At 41.9% G+C, this 17,867-nt stretch carries 13 protein-coding genes; 3 read left to right on the top strand and 10 right to left on the bottom strand.

Features of this window, described 5'->3' with window-relative positions; all coding sequences use genetic code 11:
• Positions 1-7: 7 nt before the first annotated feature.
• From PSF42_RS12765 to fdnG, 9 genes are all read right to left on the bottom strand, one after another.
• Positions 8-721 (bottom strand): YoaK family protein, encoded by a 714-nt coding sequence (locus tag PSF42_RS12765; protein ID WP_125893757.1) that lies wholly within the window; start codon positions 719-721, stop codon positions 8-10.
• Positions 722-1,209: 488 nt separating this feature from the next.
• Complete coding sequence (locus PSF42_RS12760) at positions 1,210-2,943, bottom strand: nitrilase-related carbon-nitrogen hydrolase (protein WP_272680132.1); 1,734 nt, start codon at positions 2,941-2,943, stop codon at positions 1,210-1,212.
• A 224-nt stretch (positions 2,944-3,167) separates the two neighbouring features.
• Positions 3,168-4,424, bottom strand: coding sequence for a formyl-CoA transferase (gene frc / locus PSF42_RS12755; protein ID WP_125893761.1), 1,257 nt, complete (start codon positions 4,422-4,424; stop codon positions 3,168-3,170).
• 75 nt (positions 4,425-4,499) lie between these two features.
• Entirely contained in the window at positions 4,500-5,444 is a 945-nt protein-coding gene (yfdV, locus tag PSF42_RS12750; RefSeq protein ID WP_004906833.1) for a transporter YfdV, read from the bottom strand.
• 104 nt (positions 5,445-5,548) lie between these two features.
• On the bottom strand, positions 5,549-7,252 hold the full coding sequence (gene oxc / locus PSF42_RS12745) for an oxalyl-CoA decarboxylase (RefSeq protein ID WP_272680131.1): 1,704 nt from the start codon (positions 7,250-7,252) through the stop codon (positions 5,549-5,551).
• Between the two features lie 64 nt (positions 7,253-7,316).
• Positions 7,317-8,567 (bottom strand): formyl-CoA transferase, encoded by a 1,251-nt coding sequence (gene frc / locus PSF42_RS12740; protein ID WP_125893766.1) that lies wholly within the window; start codon positions 8,565-8,567, stop codon positions 7,317-7,319.
• A 656-nt stretch (positions 8,568-9,223) separates the two neighbouring features.
• On the bottom strand, positions 9,224-9,880 hold the full coding sequence (fdoI, locus tag PSF42_RS12735; RefSeq protein WP_004906828.1) for a formate dehydrogenase cytochrome b556 subunit: 657 nt from the start codon (positions 9,878-9,880) through the stop codon (positions 9,224-9,226).
• Positions 9,877-10,821 carry a formate dehydrogenase subunit beta gene (gene fdxH, locus PSF42_RS12730; RefSeq protein WP_004906826.1) on the bottom strand — a complete coding sequence of 315 codons (945 nt, stop codon included), beginning with the start codon at positions 10,819-10,821 and terminating at the stop codon, positions 9,877-9,879. Before fdxH ends, fdoI begins: the two co-directional genes overlap by 4 nt.
• Before the next feature lie 11 nt (positions 10,822-10,832).
• Positions 10,833-13,880 carry a formate dehydrogenase-N subunit alpha gene (gene fdnG / locus PSF42_RS12725; RefSeq protein WP_125893768.1) on the bottom strand — a complete coding sequence of 1,016 codons (3,048 nt, stop codon included), beginning with the start codon at positions 13,878-13,880 and terminating at the stop codon, positions 10,833-10,835.
• A 174-nt stretch (positions 13,881-14,054) separates the two neighbouring features.
• Between fdnG and fdhD the strand changes: the two genes are divergently transcribed.
• From fdhD to PSF42_RS12710, 3 genes are all read left to right on the top strand, one after another.
• A complete protein-coding gene (gene fdhD, locus PSF42_RS12720; RefSeq protein WP_125893770.1) occupies positions 14,055-14,885 on the top strand; it encodes a formate dehydrogenase accessory sulfurtransferase FdhD in 831 nt (276 codons plus the stop codon).
• Between the two features lie 161 nt (positions 14,886-15,046).
• Positions 15,047-15,451, top strand: coding sequence for a DUF6088 family protein (locus PSF42_RS12715; protein WP_125893772.1), 405 nt, complete (start codon positions 15,047-15,049; stop codon positions 15,449-15,451).
• Positions 15,438-16,403 carry a nucleotidyl transferase AbiEii/AbiGii toxin family protein gene (locus tag PSF42_RS12710; RefSeq protein WP_248467294.1) on the top strand — a complete coding sequence of 322 codons (966 nt, stop codon included), beginning with the start codon at positions 15,438-15,440 and terminating at the stop codon, positions 16,401-16,403. Before PSF42_RS12715 ends, PSF42_RS12710 begins: the two co-directional genes overlap by 14 nt.
• A 71-nt stretch (positions 16,404-16,474) precedes the next feature.
• Here PSF42_RS12710 and mnmE read toward each other — a convergent pair whose 3' ends face one another.
• Entirely contained in the window at positions 16,475-17,839 is a 1,365-nt protein-coding gene (mnmE, locus tag PSF42_RS12705; protein WP_272680130.1) for a tRNA uridine-5-carboxymethylaminomethyl(34) synthesis GTPase MnmE, read from the bottom strand.
• Positions 17,840-17,867 lie beyond the last annotated feature (28 nt).

Raw genomic sequence — 17,867 nt, 5'->3', positions numbered from 1 at the left:
TCAAAAACTAGTTAGAATCTATTGGCACTCCTTTATTTTCTTTCGAAAACTGGTGGCCAAAGAAAAATATCAAACATAGTGGGATTAATGTGGCAAATAAAGCATATTCCTTAACATAATCAGCCAATAACACCATCATGAAAGCCCCGCCAGCAAAACCCAATAGCGTCAGAAAGTAACAATAACTTTTATATAATGCACTTTTTCTTTCTTGACCTTTAAATGCAATAGACTCTGCCAATGAACTAAAGCCCAGTTGTACATTCAAAGTCACCGCAATATTGCCATATAGCATGCCATTAATCTTATGAAACGCATTACCTTGCATTCCCGCAATAAAAGAAAGAGCCCAAACAGCATGAAACCCATTAGAGTGAACATTAAAGAAAAAAATATAAACAATGAGTAATAATAAAAGGACGATTTCCAGTGATAATAATGTAAATGTCCATGTTTTTTCATCGGTATTATAGCGGTAGCGGATCCATGCCAACAGCATTGCCCCCGCACCAAAGGAAATAATGGAAACAATATAAGGCATCACTGCGGTTAGGCCATGCTTAGCAAACTCATAACCTAACATAATAATATTGCCTGACTGAAAAGTAGCGAATGATTTAGTCGTAAAGAAGGCATATCCATCGAGCATTCCTGACGCAATAGCTAATAAAAATGCGATCGCAGGTAACTGCATAAAAGGAACTTTTGGAGAGGAAATCATAGTTTACTTACCTGTCTTGATGATTCTTTTTCTGACTGACTTAGTCGACTGATATATACCGTAAAAATAGGAAAAACCGTCATTGCCGCCCACTAAATGGCATCCCCATACGTTTTAACATCAACATTAAGACCCCGTTCGAAAATGTAGAAAATTAAGCTAATAAAATAAACCGTTGAAAAGAGTAAAATCATATAAGATAAAAAAATCACATGTAAAATAGATGCAGAACTAAAATTGAATATCAAAGTAAATTGACCGCTTGAGAAAGGGGTCATGATTGAATGTTTCAATAGAAATACTCGCGATTAAAACCAACGAAGCAACACCCCTTAAAAAATGGAGTGTTTTAATCCGGGTTTCTTGGCTACCAAACTGTCGAAAAGTCAGCATATAAATAATCTAGTTATGGAAGTCATTAACCATAGCTCCTATTCACAGTAAGATCCCGTTGCTATATTTCTAATAACAACGGGATGATATGAACATTACTGCGTCAGTGGGGGGAACCAAATAGCTTGCTGACCACTCACCAACCGTTCTTGGTTAATCCAAGTAAAAGGAGCGGGTACCTGAGCTTGTAAACGTACATCTTCAGCACCTCGTTGTGCTGTCAATGTTGGAGTCAGCACAACAGGCTCTGGCCCATAAATCGCGGCTGACGTAGAATCACGTTCGTTTCGTCCACCACAAACCACCCATAACTGATTTAACGTAGCGATCGCATAAGGGGCAAAATCGGCACGCCCTGTTGGTGGCTCTTCAACCGAAAAAAGATGGCTATCAATCTCCACTTTTAAATCACTCGGCATACCCGCTGGCGCAGCAAGAATATCAGCGCGTAACGTACTATATAAACCACCTAACTCAGGTACGTCTAATTCATGTGCGGCTGCCAGCGCAATACGGCCAATTGGCGTTGCTGTCACACTCACAGAGCTACCCGCTGTTGCCCAGCCACTATCCCGCTCATTAAGATGTGTCACACGATAGCGCGCTAATATATCTCCTAACGGCCCTGCAAGTACTACCGTATGGAACAATCTATCCTTTTCAATTTCAGGGTAGCTTCCAACAATATACCCTTTCCCTTTTTGAGCGGCTTTACACAATGTTTGCTCGAAAACCCCACCCTGTTGTTCAGCATAAGACAAAACAATGTTGGGATCGTTGGTATAAGGTAGTGCGGAAAGCTCAGGAAGTACTAGGAGCTCATTTTCCCCCACTTGAATTGAGTCTAGTTTAGAAACCGATTTTTCCCACTGCGCTGCAATAAGTGTCGTTTGTGTTATTGTTGACGTAGCATTGATATCTGTTGGGCTGCGGTGAAAAGCGAGCGTTGGGAAATATAATTCAGGGCGACGCTTCGCCAGTAATGCATCGCGTTGTGTATCCGCTTCATCTAAATCAATTGTCGCACTGTATATACCATTTAGCCCGGGTTCTAGCTCTAACGGGCTAAGCACTGGAGATTGTGCCACTTTATGTCCTGATGGCGCCCATATGCTCGAACCACCATTATAATAAAGCCGTCCTTTGGTAATTGGATTGGTTTCAATTCCACTACGTGTTGCACAAATTACCCACACTCCATTGAAAGCACTCATATGCTGCACATGTGCAACGGTTGAATGATCGCCAAGCATTTCAGCAGGAGTCGCGTTCGGCATCATACGGTCAGAGACTGAATGCCAACCAATGATTTGTGCACCTTCCAATGCAGCTAACCGAACATATTGCCAGTAAGTATCATCATAACAAATCAATAAGGCGATACGGCCAATCGGTGTTTCAAAGGTTTTAACACCGGTATTACCCGGAGCAAACACTTTTTGGTCTTGGGAATTCAGGCCTATTTTACGATATTTACCAATAATGCCTTCTGGCCCCATCAAAACAGCGGAATTATAAGCTAGCCCTGTTTCGCTATCTCGTTCCGCGATACCGACACTCATATACATCCCTGTACGAGCCAATATAGGCAATACTGCCGCTGTCGTTTTTCCTGGGATGGTATCTAAATAAGGTGCTAATTCCGTAAAGTCTGAAAATAAATAACCACTCACTGCCGTTTCTGGAAATACAGCGTAATTTACCCCTTGAGCGGCCACTTTTTCTGTCGCTTCGACTAAACGTTGAATATTTCCATTTAGATCTCCCCATGCAGGAATAAAATCAACGGCTGCTACTTTACTGCTTTTTTTTATTTCAGCAATACTCATACAATAATCCTTATTCAAAGAATTTATTAGTAAATAAATAATTTTTTGCTATTAATAAAAATAAATATTAAATAGGAATGATATTTCTATAACTCCAAATAATTTAGGTAATAATAGCTTGAGTGTAGCGGCTATATTTAAATACATCGAGCACCTAAATATAGCTGCTAATATTAATTTTCCATTTTAGAAAGTCATATTAAGAGCGAATTTAATGTTATTAATTAAATAACATTATTTTTTCTCATTTCCATAATTTGTTCATCGCTATAACCAAGCTCTTTTAACACTTCGTTATTATGTTCCCCTAACAATGGAGCACTTTTAATTTCAGGCATAAAGGCTGAAAACTTCATTGGGCAGCCTACCGTTAAATATGTCCCTCGTTTTGGTTGTTGAACCTCGACAATCGAGCCGCTACGACGCAAAGAAGGGTCTTCCATAATTTCTTTCATACTTAATACTGCAGAACACGGCACATCAAACTGATCAAAATAATCGGTTAGTGCATGTTTATCTTTGTCTTTAGCGATTTCTTCAATTGCATCCCATACATCTTGGATATGGCTTGCACGTGCCTGTGTAGTGGCAAAAGCAGGATCAGTTTTCCATTCTGGACGCCCAATGGCATCACAGGTATTTTCCCAATTATGGTCTTGATTAATAAAGTAAATGTACGCATTTGGGTCAGTATCACTGCCTTTGCACTTAAGCATCGTTCCAGGTTGACCTCCCCCACTCGCATTTCCCCCACGGGGAACCGCATCACCAAACGTGCCATTTGGGTATTGAGGGTATTCCTCTAAGAAACCGAGTTTTTCTAAACGTTGTTGATCACGCAATTTCACACGACATAAATTAAGCACCGCATCTTGCATTGACATGGTCACACGTTGGCCTTTACCTGTTTTTTCTCGGTGTAACAGCGCCGTCAGTATGCCAATCAATAAATGCATACCCGTATTACTATCACCTAATGCTGCAGCACTTACCGTTGGCGGGCCATCAGGAAAACCCGTTGTCGATGCTGAACCACCAGCAGATTGAGCAACATTTTCATAGGCTTTCACATTCGCATACGGCGAGTTCTCATTAAACCCTTTAATCGAACCAAAAATTAACCGTGGATTAAGTTCTTGAATGTACTCCCACGTAAACCCCATATGGTCGATAGCCCCCGGATGAAAATTTTCAACTAATACATCAGATTGACGTATTAGCTTCTCCATTACGGCTTTGCCCTCTGGGGTTTTAGTATTGAGCTCTAAAGAACGTTTATTACTATTTAGCATCGTAAAATATAATGCATCGACATCAGGGATATCACGTAATTGATTACGCGTCACATCCCCAACTCCTGGTCGCTCTATTTTGATCACATCAGCGCCGAACCACGCAAGCATTTGTGTACAAGATGGGCCTGACTGGACTCCCGTAAAATCAAGAACGCGTATCCCATCAAGCGGTTTTGAAGAAGTCATAATTCACCTTTTTACAAAACTGCCATGGCGTCATTTCTCACGCCATGGCAACTCATTTTGCCCTATTGACTCTTTCTATGAAACGAGTCGAGAGATGTAGATCCACGCTGGAGCCGCAATGATAAAACCAAGTACACTCACCGCCAGCGACGCTGTTCCTGTACGGGTATACAGATTAAAGCGGCTTGCAATAATGATCCCAGAGAAAGCAGGTGGTAACGCTCCGGCTAATACCATCATTTGCAGTTGCTCTGTTCCCATATTAAACATCATACCTGCGAGCAACATTAATCCTGGCATTAACACTAGCTTTAATAGCGTGTTATAGACAATCTCACCATCGAACTCGAATTTATTTGCGGCTAATGTCAGACCGGCAGCAAATACCGCAACACCTGAGTTTGCTTTCGCAATTAAATCAAATGTCGGGTCCCAAACGGTAGGAATTTTCACACCAACCAATACCAGTGCAGTCGCGAGTACCGGAGCCCATACGACAGGTTCTTTAAAGGCTGAGATTAATGCATCCATACCGCCGCCGCCCTTTTTCCCTTCTGCATCAGATGGGTTCAGTAAGAACAAGCCAATCGGAATTGTAATGGCATTAACGATGATGGATATAATGGCAACAACCAACCCCGTTGAAACGGTTTCACCATAAATAGGGTCTAAAACCGCAAACCCTAAGAAACCAATTGTCGGAGAACCTGCAATTAATGCACATACCGCTGCTTCGCCACGACTATGTTTAAAAATATATTTACAGCTAAAGAAAGAGAAAAAGAAACAAACAAGTAAGACTACAAATGAAATAATCGTCAATTTAGCGTCTGCAAATATCATTTCTCGATTAGCGCGTGCGATAGAAACAAATAATGCAGCAGGTAATGCGTAATTTAATACCAACTTATTGAATGCTTTCGCTTGGTCACTGGTAAATACATTTCGTTTACCACTCACATAACCTAATACCATAATAATAATGATAGGTAATAGGTCGCTCATAAAAATCTTATACATAAAATCAGCCATAAGACCCACCTATTTTTGGCAATAAGATCCCGTACGCTACTCATTAAAATGAGTCGCGTAGGGTGATCTTGGTTAGTTAACGTTATACTGCGTTAATTTTTTACGACAGACTTCGGATTTAAATTACCAATATGGCCGCTTTCCGTTCCAACTGCAGGGTCAATAACAACGTTTATCAAGGTTGGATGACCCGATGTTAAACCGACCTTCAAAGCCTCCTGTACTTCTGCAGGCGTTGTTGCTTGATAACCAATGCCACCAAAAGCCTCAATCATTTTGTCATAACGAGCACCGCCCATTAAAACAGTCGGAGAAGGGTCTTGGTCACCATGGAGATTTACACCATCACCACGGTAAATTCCGCCATTATTGAAAATCAAAATAGTGACAGGCAATTTGTAGCGACAAATCGTTTCAATTTCCATACCACTAAAACCGAACGCGCTATCGCCTTCAATCGCCACAACTGGCTTACCACTGGTTACAGCGGCACCGATTGCATAACCCATTCCAACGCCCATTACGCCCCACGTTCCACAATCTAAGCGCTTACGTGGTTGGTACATATCAATAATATTTCTTCCATTATCCAGCGTGTTAGCGCCTTCATTAACGACATAAACGTCTTGGTGATCGACCAGCACATCGCGGATAGCACGTAACGCATTGAAGTAGTTCATCGGAGAAGTGTCAGTGTTCAACTTCACTGCCATTTTCTCGACATTGATTTTCTTGTGTTCATCAATGCTGGTAATCCATTCCGTTGGGGACTTAACAGGGATTGATTTAAGTCCTGCCAATAATGATTCAATACTTGAATAAATATCGCCAACAACGGGAGCCGCTATTGGACGGTTACTATCGATTTCAGAAGGTTCAATATCTAACTGAATGAATTGCGTTTCTGGTGACCAGTGCTTACCTTTACCATGATCAAGCAACCAATTAAGACGTGCGCCCATTAATACCACAACATCTGCACTGGATAAGGCATATGAACGAGCTGATGCGGCTGATAGAGGATGTATATCAGGTAACAAACCTTTAGCCATAGACATCGGTAAATAAGGGATACTGGTTGTTTCAATAAATTGGCGAATATTATCATCCGCTTGGGCATAAGCAGCGCCTTTGCCCAAAATAATTAATGGCCGCTTAGCCGATGCGAGCAACTTAAGGGCTTTATTTACTGAATCGGGTGATGGAATTTGTCTTGGTGCAGGGTCTTCAACGGTAAAAATGGTTTTATCCGCAGCGTCTTTATCCATCACGGCAGATAAAACTTCCGTTGTTAAGTCAAGATAAACCCCACCCGGACGGCCTGATACCGAAGCACGGATTGCTCGAGCGAGTGCGATACCAAGATCTTCGGGTTTATTCACACGGTAAGATGCTTTTACGAAAGGTTTTGCCGTGTTCATTTGGTCTAATTCTTCGTAATCACCCTGCTGCAAATCAATTATCGCTCTGTCGCTCGAACCACTGATTTGGATCATTGGAAAACCATTGGTGGTTGCATTAGCAAGAGCAACCATACCATTCAAGAAACCCGGTGCCGATACCGTTAAACAGATACCCGGTTTTTGGGTAATAAACCCACTGATTGCAGCCGCGTTTCCCGCAGATTGCTCATGACGAAATCCAATATAGCGAATACCTTCAGCTTGTGCATGCCTTGCCATGTCCGTTACTGGAATTCCAACAACACCGTAGATTGTATCAATGCCATTTTTTTTGAGAGCATCGACAATAATATGCATACCATCAGTCAGGTTTTGGGTTTGATCAGCAGACATGTCTACCTCATAATTAACTGATTAAAAGATTAAAGGGAGTGATAAGTCACCCCCAATTTTTAAATTAGATCGCTTTGTTCGCACGCATAGTCGCAATTTCATCTGCGCTATAACCTAGTTCAGTTAGAACTTGCTCGGTGTGCTCACCCAACAATGGTGCGCTTTTGATATCCGGTGTAAATGAAGAGAATTTCATCGGGCAACCTACCGTCAAGTAAGTTCCACGTTTTGGCTGCTCAACTTCAACAATACTTCCGCTCTTACGCAGAGATTGGTCTCGTGCGATTTCACGCATACTGAGTACAGGGGCACAAGGGACACCGTATTTACTCAAGTACTCGACCGCTTCATGTTTATCTTTATCTGCTAAGAATTTTTCAATTTCAGCAAAAATATCAAAGATATGAGGCTGACGAGCCTTTGGTGTATTGTAAGCGGGATCCGTCGCCCATTCAGGCTTACCAATCGCTACACAGGTTTGCTCCCAGTCCTGTTCTTGGATAGTAAAATAAATATAAGCATTTGGGTCTGTTTCCCAGCCTTTACATTTTAAGATCCAACCTGGCTGGCCACCACCGCCAGCATTACCACCACGAGGAACGGCATCACCAAATGTGCCATTTGGGTATTGTGGATATTCTTCAAGATAGCCAATTTTCTCTAAACGTTGCTGGTCACGAAGTTTGACACGGCACAAGTTGAGTACAGCATCTTGCATCGACATAGTCACTCGCTGGCCTTTGCCAGTTTTCTCACGATGTAATAGCGCTGCAAGTAAGCCAATCAGCAAGTGCATACCCGTATTGCTGTCACCTAGCGCAGCGGCACTCACTAATGGTGGGCCATCCCAAAACCCTGTGGTTGATGCGGCACCACCTGCGGCTTGGGCAACGTTTTCATAAGCTTTAACATCTGCATAAGGCGAGTCTTCATCAAAACCTTTGATGGAACCGAAAATCAAACGAGGATTTAATTCTTGAATGTGTTCCCAAGTGAAGCCCATATGGTCAATTGCACCTGGATGGAAGTTCTCAACGAGGACGTCGGCTTGCTTAATCAGCCGCTCCATAACCTCTTTACCTTCTGGAGTTTTTGTATTTAATTCCACTGATCGCTTATTACTATTAAGCATCGTGAAATACAGCGCATCCACATCAGGTATATCCCTTAATTGGTTACGCGTGACATCTCCAACTCCAGGGCGCTCAATCTTAATAACATCTGCGCCGAACCACGCTAACATTTGAGTACAAGATGGTCCTGATTGTACACCGGTGAAATCCAGTACTTTAATACCTTGTAAAGGAAGATCCATGTGGTACCTCTTTATTTAGCTATCGTAAATGGAATGAATTAGGGTTCTATTATTTAGCTGTGTTAAAAAGATATTTGAATATATGACTATTTTTATATTTATTAATAATTACATTACTCTTTTTATTAAATAATATCACCAATGTCCAGCAATTAATTCTTTTAATATATATGCATTATAACATTCTTAAAAAAAACAAATATCAGAACATTAGTTTACTTTTAAATTAAAATAAAAAACAAAGTCTCGAATTAATCAGCAGTGACCATTTAAGATAGACCTTTATTGATCTAATATCAATATTCAATAGCTATTCACAAAAAAACAACAATCACAAAAATAGTTTATTATCAATAAATTAAAGGGTTGATGTCTTTTTTTTACATAATATAAAAACGAATAAATGTTTATTTGTTTATTATTGGTTTAAAAAAATTGTAAATCATACGCGAAATAAGAGCATCTTTATTTGATGTGTATTTTTTTATTAATCTTATTTTGATTAACTATAATGATAATAAATCGCAAACAGGTCATCAAATAAATATATCTAATTTTATTTCTTTCAAATAAATTGAATGTTTATATTTTTTAGATATAAAAAACCCACAAATAACATTAGTCATTTGTGGGTTTGATAACAACAATAATAAAACTTAGTTTTTCTCTTGTTGCTGTTTTTGCTGTTTTTCTTTTTCCAAAAGCTGGCGGTACCACAATGGATGGTGTTTTCTAGCCCAACCACGAGTCACCCAACCTTCAACCATCGCACGCACTGAACCTTTCACCCAAATCGCGGCATAAGCGTGAACCACAATCATGATAATCAGCGCAATTGCAGAGAGCGAGTGAATAAGAATAGCTGCACGATAAACAGGGATTGGGAAATAATCTGCGAAATAAGGACGCCACATGATCACTCCCGTGATCACCAGCGCCAATAAGCAGATAGTGACCACCCAATACACCCCTTTTTGGCCTAGGTTATATTGGCCGACATCGCCCGCTTCTTCGTTTTTCAGTACTTTGCCGATATTTTTTGCCCACTTAATATCTTCTTTATTAATGAAGTTATGGTGGAAATAACGGAAGAACATAAATACGAACAGCAAGAACATCGCCGTCCCCACGAATGGATGCAAAATTCGAGACAGTTGTGGTGTACCCAAAATGTTCATAAACCAGTTTAGGGATGGGAAAAAGAACCCGAGCCCACTGATTGCGGTGAACAAGAAGCAAATCACAACCGCCCAGTGATTGATCCTTTCAATCGGCTTATGGCGGATAATTTTGTCGTTATCATCTGGCATCATTTCTGATCCTCCCCTTCTTTTGATTTCGAAGTGTCAGATGACATTGCATTATGCAAATCTTCTAAAGCCTCTTCTTCATCTTTTTTGGAGACGCGGTTCGGACCAATACCCACATAGTGGAAGATGGCCGCCGCAAATGTTGCAGCAAAACCAACCGCTGCTAACGGCTTCCAGATACCTTTCCAGAAAGTCACTGTAGGGCTGATTGTCGGGTTCTCCGGCAATCCGTGATACAGCTGAGGTTTATCTGCATGGTGCAGGACGTACATCACGTGCGTACCTCCAACACCTTCAGGGTCATATAAACCTGCATTCGCATAACCACGTGTTTTCAGCTCTTCAACACGCTCGCCAGCCATGTTGATCATGTCCTCTTTGCTACCAAAATGGATAGCGCCTGTTGGACAGGTTTTCACACACGCAGGCTCTTGGCCGACTTCAACACGGTCAACACACAGCGTACATTTGTATGCGCGGTTATCTTCTGGGTTAATACGCGGTACATCAAACGGGCAACCCGCAATACAATAACCACAACCAATACAGTGTTCCGATTGGAAGTCAACGATACCGTTTTTGTACTGCACTATCGCGCCTTCCGAAGGACACGCCTTCAGGCAGCCTGGGTCAGCACAGTGCATACAGCCATCTTTACGGATCAGCCATTCGAATTTATCGTTCTCTTCCACTTCAGAGAAGCGCATTACCGTCCATGACTTAGCGGTTAAATCTGTTGGGTTATCATATACCCCAACGTTAGTACCAATTTTGTCACGGATATCGTTCCATTCGGAACAGGCAACCTGACAAGCTTTACAGCCGATACAGGTCGTCACATCGATAAGCTTTGCAACTTCTTCCTTATAGTCCCGCACCTGAGGTGCGGGAGTCAGGGAATTGGTGGCAGAGCGACGAATAATGTCCTGAGATTGCATTGACATAATTTATCTCCTTACACCTTTTCCACATTGACAAGGAATGATTTAAATTCCGGTGTCTGAGTATTCGCATCACCCACAAACGGCGTTAATGTGTTAGCAATAAAGCCTTTCACAGCCAAACCTTCAAAGCCCCAGTGAATAGGAATACCGATAGTATCGATATCTTTCCCAGCCACTTTCAGCGTATGAATACGTTTGGTCACCACCGCTTTCGCTTTGATATAACCACGTTTGGAGCTGACTTTCACCGTATCGCCTTGCTTGATCCCTTTCTCATTCGCTAAACGTTCACCAATTTCAATGAACTGCTGTGGCTGAATGATGGCATTTAACAAAGCGTGTTTTGTCCAATAGTGGAAATGTTCAGTCAAGCGATAAGTGGTTCCCACATAAGGGAATTCTGTCGCTTTACCCATCTGCGCCCAGTCATCTTTAAACACACGAGCCGCCGGGTTTGACACAACTTTCGGGTGCAGTGGATTGGTATCCAATGGCGTTTCTATCGGTTCGTAATGCTCTGGGAATGGGCCTTCGGCCATTTTATCCAGTGCAAATAGACGTCCCATTCCTTCTGGCTGCATGATAAACGGACCAACACCACTACCTGGTGCAGCATTGCTATAGTCAGGAATATCCATGCCTATCCATTTGCTGCCATTCCACTCAAGGATTTGACGTTTTGGATCCCACGGTTTACCCATTGGGTCTGCCGATGCGCGGTTATAAATCACACGGCGGTTAAGAGGCCACGCCCATGCCCAACCTAATGTATTCCCCAGACCCGTTGGGTCAGAGTTATCACGGTTAGCCATTTGGTTGCCTTTTGGTGTCCAACTTCCCGTAAATATCCAGCAGCCACTCGCGGTGGTACCGTCATCACGTAACTGTGCAAACGAGCTCAGCAACTCACCTTTTTTCGCAATAACGTTGCCATCAGCATCTTTCAAGTCAACTAAAGCATAGCCATTGTTTTCTTGAGCAACTTCTTCTGGCGTTGGGTGATCACGGTCGAAGTAATTCCAAGTCATACTTAGAACTTGTTCAGGTACCGCACCGCCTTCAGAGGCATACAGTTGGCGTAAACGGTGGAAAATACCAGACAGGATTTCACCATCACTGATAGCTTCACCTGGGGCATCCGCACCTTTCCAGTGCCATTGCAACCAACGCGCTGAGTTAACAATCGAACCATTTTCTTCAGCAAAACAACAAGATGGCAGGCGGAATACCGTCGTTTGGATTTCTTCCGGCTTCACATCATTCATTTCGCCGTGGTTTTGCCAGAAATTCGACGTTTCGGTGTTCAGCGGGTCAACGGTGATTAAATACTTCAGCTTAGAAAGTGATTTAATCACTTTGTTTTTATTCGGGAATGAGGCCACTGGGTTAAAGCCTTGGCAAATATAGCCATTTACTTCGCCCTTATCCATCATCTCGAAATAACGCAGCACATCGTAGCCTTGATCCCATTTCGGTAATAAATCAAAGCCCCAGTTGTTTTCTTTCTGCGCTTTATCGCCATAGAACGTCTTCATCAAACTAACAAAGAATTTCGGGTAATTACCCCAATAGTTCACTTGGCCTTCAACCGTCGCTTTTGGCGTGTTTGCAGCTAAGTAACTTTCTAATGTCGTTTGTTTTTCTGATGGTAAGGTTAAATACCCCGGCAAGCTTTGAGATAGCAAACCTAAGTCAGTCAAACCTTGGATATTGGAGTGTCCGCGCAGTGCGTTAACACCACCGCCTAACATCCCCATATTACCCAACAGTAATTGGATCATCGCCATGGTACGAATATTTTGCGCACCCACGGTATGTTGAGTCCAACCTAATGCGTATAAGAACGAGGCTGTTTTATCTTTAGCACTGGTTTCTGCAAGGTACTCACAGACTTGCAAGAAGTCTTTGATTGGCGTCCCACAGATGTTATTCACCACTTCAGGTGTATAACGGCTGACGTGCTCTTTTAATAGGTTTAACACACAACGTGGGTGTTTCAGAGTAGGATCACGCAGCGCAAGGCCGTTTTCATCCATCTCATAGTTCCACGTGGTTTTGTCGTATTGACGTTTTTCTTCGTCATAACCTGTAAACAGGCCATCATCAAACCCATAATCTTCACGAATAACTAAACTGGCGTTGGTATACGCTTCCACGTATTCACGCTGAATTTTCTCATTATCCAGTAAATATTTGATAACACCTGATAAAAATGCGATATCAGTCCCTGAACGGATAGGCGTGTAAAAATCCGCCACTGCCGCAGTACGGGTAAAGCGTGGGTCAATAACAATGAGTTTGGCTTTATTATGGATTTTAGCTTCCATCGCCCAGCGGAAACCGACTGGATGCGCTTCTGCCGCATTACCACCCATAACGACAACTAGGTTTGCATTTTTAATGTCAACCCAGTGGTTGGTCATCGCACCGCGACCAAATGTTGGAGCAAGACTTGCTACCGTTGGTCCGTGTCAGACACGCGCTTGGTTATCGACGGCAAGCATGCCGAGAGCGCGGGTGAATTTTTGCGTTACAAATCCGCTTTCGTTACTACCCGCCGATGCGCACAGCATACCGGTGGTTAGCCAACGGTTAACCGTCACACCCTCTTTATTTTTCTCAATAAAGTTCGCATCGCGGTCTTCTTTCATTAGCTTAGCGATACGATCAAATGCGTCGTTCCAAGTGATACGTTTCCACTCATTAGTACCCGGCTCACGCACTTCAGGGTATTTCAAGCGGCTTTCACTGTGGATAAAATCGATAAGTCCAGCACCTTTCGGACAAAGTGCACCACGGTTTACCGGATGATCCGGGTCCCCTTCAATATGGAAAATGCTCTCTTTAGCATTTTTCGCGCCATCACCGAGGCTGTACATCAACAGCCCACAGCCGACAGAACAGTAGGTACAGGTATTTCTGGTTTCCTTCGCACGCAGTAATTTATACTGGCGCGTTGACGCTAACGCGGTGGCGGGTGCAAAACCCAAGGCCGCTGCCGTCGTACCTGCCATACCGCCAGCGCAGATCTTAAAGAACTGCCTTCTGCTGACTTGCATGGGGATCTCCTCATTTACATTGCTCATGTTTACCTAACGTCAATCGCGATAATCAGGTAAACTCTTCTTATTCAACGTTATCCTTACGTATCCAGGTTCATTGCCTGGCAAATGGTGTAAATTCTTTTTACCCATAATTAATATTATGTATCATTAATGCTAGGAATTCATCTAATGTATGAAACAAATACTACAAATGACTCCAAATTAACCAAAATGATTGGCTTAAACCACACAACCGTGCAACAAAAAGGCAACCTTGATTTGCCTGTTAATGATTATGTTGCGGAGGAATATCCTGTTGCTTTAGTCTTCAATGGCATATCCCATGTGGTAATGATGGCAACACCGAAAGATCTTGAGGATTTCGCGGTTGGGTTCGCTCTTTCTGAAGGGATAATACAGTCAGGTGATGAAATTCGTGGAATTGATATCGTTGAAGGCTGCAACCGCGGAATTGAAGTACAAGTTGAATTATCTAGCCGCCGGTTTATGGAGTTAAAAGAACGTCGCCGTAATTTAGCGGGGCGTACTGGCTGTGGTATTTGTGGAACAGAACAGCTTGACGAAATCTTCAAACCTATCGCCCCTCTGCCTTTTACTCAAACTTTTTCTTTGTCCTACCTCGATAATGCATTACATGAATTGAAAAAAGTGCAAGAAATTGGTGCACTGACGGGCTGTACCCACGCTGCTGCATGGATCTCTCCAGAAGGTGTGTTAGTGGGAGGTTGTGAGGATGTCGGTCGCCATGTGGCTCTTGATAAACTTTTGGGTATGAAACATCGCAACCAATGGCAACAAGGTGCGGTACTGGTTTCTAGCCGTGCCAGTTATGAAATGGTGCAAAAAGCCGCTAGCTGCGGCGCAGAAATTCTGTTTGCCGTTTCTGCGGCTACCGCCCTCGCTATTGAGGTAGCAGAGAAAGCCAACTTAACGTTAGTTGGATTCTGTCGTCAGGGGAAAGCCACGGTGTTTACGCATAGCTTTCGTATCAGGAACTAATTTTTAAAAATTAAATCTAATAATTGCAATATCATATAAATTATATCAGATTGAAAAATAATAAATATTTGTCATTTTAACTTGTTATTTTTGTCGTATTTTCTCCATTGAGAAATGTTGTATTTTTGATTATAATATAATCAAAGCGCATAGGAGGTATAATGACAATACAAGACAGAATACAAAAAAAAGTAAAGCGTTCTAGACGTTCTGTTTTCCTACGCTCTGACTTTTCAAAAATAGCTGATTATGATCAAGTAGGCCGTATACTCAAAAAACTTACAGACAATGGTTTATTAATGAGAATTGGTTATGGTGTCTATGTAAGAGCCAGAGTGAATCGCATCACTGGTAAATTAATGCCAGATAACCCAAGTGGTGCTGATGGCGTTATTATCGAAGTAATGAAAAAACTCAATGTTGATTATACTTTTGATAAGCTATCTATGATGAATTTGTCTGGTGAGAGTACACAAATTCCTTCTAACATTAAAATTATCCCTAAAAATCCTAAATTTACTCGTAAAATTAAGGTAGGGAAACAAAGTATCAATGAAACTCGATAGCTCTTTATTTATTGATGTTGCCGATGCCATAGGGCTCGGCAACCCTGCAATAGTTGAAAAAGATTATTATGTTGTTCAATTACTTAAACTACTATCTAACTTTCAGTTTACATATCACCAAGCCATCTTTTCAGGAGGAACAGCTCTCGCCAAATCGGATATCAAAACTTATCGAATGTCTGAAGACATTGATATAAAACTAATCCCAAACCAAAGATATCTTGAATTAGCATCTCGAAATGCAAGAAAAACAGCCAGAAAAGAAATAAAAAAAATTATTGAAGAAATAATTAACCAAAATCCTATTTTTTCTTTAGATAATGCGCCTTCTGTTAAAGATGAATACCGCTATTTTTCCTTTGATATCCGTTATCCTCAAGATCACAGGCAAGTACCATGTTTACGCCCTTTTATAAAATTAGAATTTATAGAGACAGACCTTCTTAGTGAACCCATATCTAGGAATATTCAATCTATTTATTCAAATGTTACAGAATCTGATATCGAAATTTATAACATGATTTGCTCGGCAATTATTGACACTCAAGCTGAAAAGTTACTATCAATGCTACGAAGAACAGCGAGTGTTGCAAGAAATGGCCAACGTGAAGATGATGAGACACTTATTCGACATGTTTATGATACTTTTCATATACAGCTATCCCAACCATCTAATATTGAATTCTTAAGTCAATTACTGAAAAAAGCACTTGATGGAGATATTACAAGATACGGAAATCAACACACACAACTGGTTGACTCGCCTATTACAGAACTTCGCTATGGGCTAAAATTATTAGTAGAAACCCCCAAATTCATAGAGCGTTATAATAACTATGTAAGTCCTATGGTTTATGCAGAAGTTCCTATTCAATGGGATGAAGCAATTATTGCTTTTACTAACTTAGCTAATCAAGTATTGGATTATATAGAACAAAAACTTAATAAATAAACTAAAAGTTAGCCAATTTTTATTACCCATTGGCTAACCACTGTACCTTTTATCTTACTAGCTAATAGTCATCACTTCCCAATGCAAAAACTTGAAAAAATACGGCCTAATAAATCATCAGAGGTAAATTCACCTGTAATTTCACTGAGTTCCTGCTGAGCTAAACGTAATTCCTCCGCCAGTAACTCACCGGAGCGGGCATTCACTAACTGGTCATGGCCCTGTGCTAGGTGAACGGCTGCTGCATTTAGTGCTTGTAAATGACGGCTGCGTGCTAAGAAACCACCTTCTGTATTGCTGTTAAAACCAATGGCTTCTTTTAGGTGATCGCGCAACAAATCAATGCCTTTTTCTTCGCGTGCAGACAAACGAATTAATGGATAACGCGTATTATCAATAAACTCAACGGGTTCGCCCGTCATGTCTGCTTTGTTACGAATGACGGTGACCGGAAGGTCGTCAGGTAAGCGCGCCATAAATTCAGGCCAAATCTCTTGTGGCTCTGTTGCATCGGTTGTGGTGCTATCGACCATAAACAGCACGTGGTCCGCTTGTTCAATCTCTTGCCAAGCACGCTCAATACCAATTCGTTCCACTTCATCACTGGCTTCACGTAGCCCTGCGGTATCAATGATATGCAGTGGCATGCCATCAATGTGAATATGTTCACGCAACACATCACGCGTCGTACCCGCAATATCCGTGACAATCGCAGCTTCGCGACCCGCCAATGCATTTAACAAGCTCGATTTACCTGCATTTGGGCGCCCGGCAATCACCACTTTCATCCCTTCTCGCAATAAACTGCCTTGGCGTGCTTGGGAGCGAACTTGCTCTAAATCTGCCACGACTTCATTGAGTTTTGCTTCAATTTTACCGTCAGACAGGAAGTCAATTTCTTCATCAGGGAAATCAATCGCAGCTTCTACATAGATGCGCAAGTGAGTGAGTGCTTCCACCAATTGATGAATATGGGAAGAAAACGCCCCTTGTAGGGAGTTCATTGCGGAACGCGCCGCTTGCTCTGAGCTTGCATCAATCAAGTCAGCAATCGCCTCTGCTTGGGCTAAATCCAGCTTATCATTTAAAAATGCACGCTCAGAGAACTCCCCTGGATTCGCAATGCGAATACCCGAGATCGTTAATATTCTTCTTAGCAATAAATCAAGAATGACTGGGCCGCCATGTCCTTGTAATTCAAGCACATCTTCACCCGTAAATGAATTTGGTCCAGGAAAGTAAAGCGCAATACCTTGGTCAAGGACAGCACCGTCCACATCACGAAATGGCAAATAATCTGCATAGCGTGGTTTAGGAAGTTTTCCTAGCACGATTTCAGCAACTTGTGCCGCTTTCGGGCCAGATACACGTAAAATACCGACACCGCCACGACCGGGAGGTGTTGCCTGTGCGACGATAGTATCGTTGATTTGCATGATGTTTCTCTGTCATTCCTATAAAAAA

Origin of the sequence: Providencia sp. PROV032, from assembly GCF_028484875.1 — a bacterium.
GTDB lineage: Bacteria > Pseudomonadota > Gammaproteobacteria > Enterobacterales > Enterobacteriaceae > Providencia > Providencia rettgeri_E.
Note: the sequence above shows the minus strand (reverse complement) of the source record. Positions and strands in the feature narration are given on the sequence as shown.

Excerpts from the sequence above, each read along its gene's own strand:
- oxc (WP_272680131.1), bottom strand. The coding sequence starts at position 7,252 with ATGTCTGCTGATCAAACCCAAAACCTGACTGATGGTATGCATATTATT.
- mnmE (WP_272680130.1), bottom strand. The coding sequence starts at position 17,839 with ATGCAAATCAACGATACTATCGTCGCACAGGCAACACCTCCCGGTCGT.
- fdxH (WP_004906826.1), bottom strand. The coding sequence starts at position 10,821 with ATGTCAATGCAATCTCAGGACATTATTCGTCGCTCTGCCACCAATTCC.
- PSF42_RS12710 (WP_248467294.1), top strand. The coding sequence starts at position 15,438 with ATGAAACTCGATAGCTCTTTATTTATTGATGTTGCCGATGCCATAGGG.
- PSF42_RS12760 (WP_272680132.1), bottom strand. The coding sequence starts at position 2,943 with ATGAGTATTGCTGAAATAAAAAAAAGCAGTAAAGTAGCAGCCGTTGAT.
- fdhD (WP_125893770.1), top strand. The coding sequence starts at position 14,055 with ATGTATGAAACAAATACTACAAATGACTCCAAATTAACCAAAATGATT.
- frc (WP_125893766.1), bottom strand. The coding sequence starts at position 8,567 with ATGGATCTTCCTTTACAAGGTATTAAAGTACTGGATTTCACCGGTGTA.
- fdoI (WP_004906828.1), bottom strand. The coding sequence starts at position 9,880 with ATGATGCCAGATGATAACGACAAAATTATCCGCCATAAGCCGATTGAA.
- frc (WP_125893761.1), bottom strand. The coding sequence starts at position 4,424 with ATGACTTCTTCAAAACCGCTTGATGGGATACGCGTTCTTGATTTTACG.
- PSF42_RS12715 (WP_125893772.1), top strand. The coding sequence starts at position 15,047 with ATGACAATACAAGACAGAATACAAAAAAAAGTAAAGCGTTCTAGACGT.
- yfdV (WP_004906833.1), bottom strand. The coding sequence starts at position 5,444 with ATGTATAAGATTTTTATGAGCGACCTATTACCTATCATTATTATTATG.
- PSF42_RS12765 (WP_125893757.1), bottom strand. The coding sequence starts at position 721 with ATGATTTCCTCTCCAAAAGTTCCTTTTATGCAGTTACCTGCGATCGCA.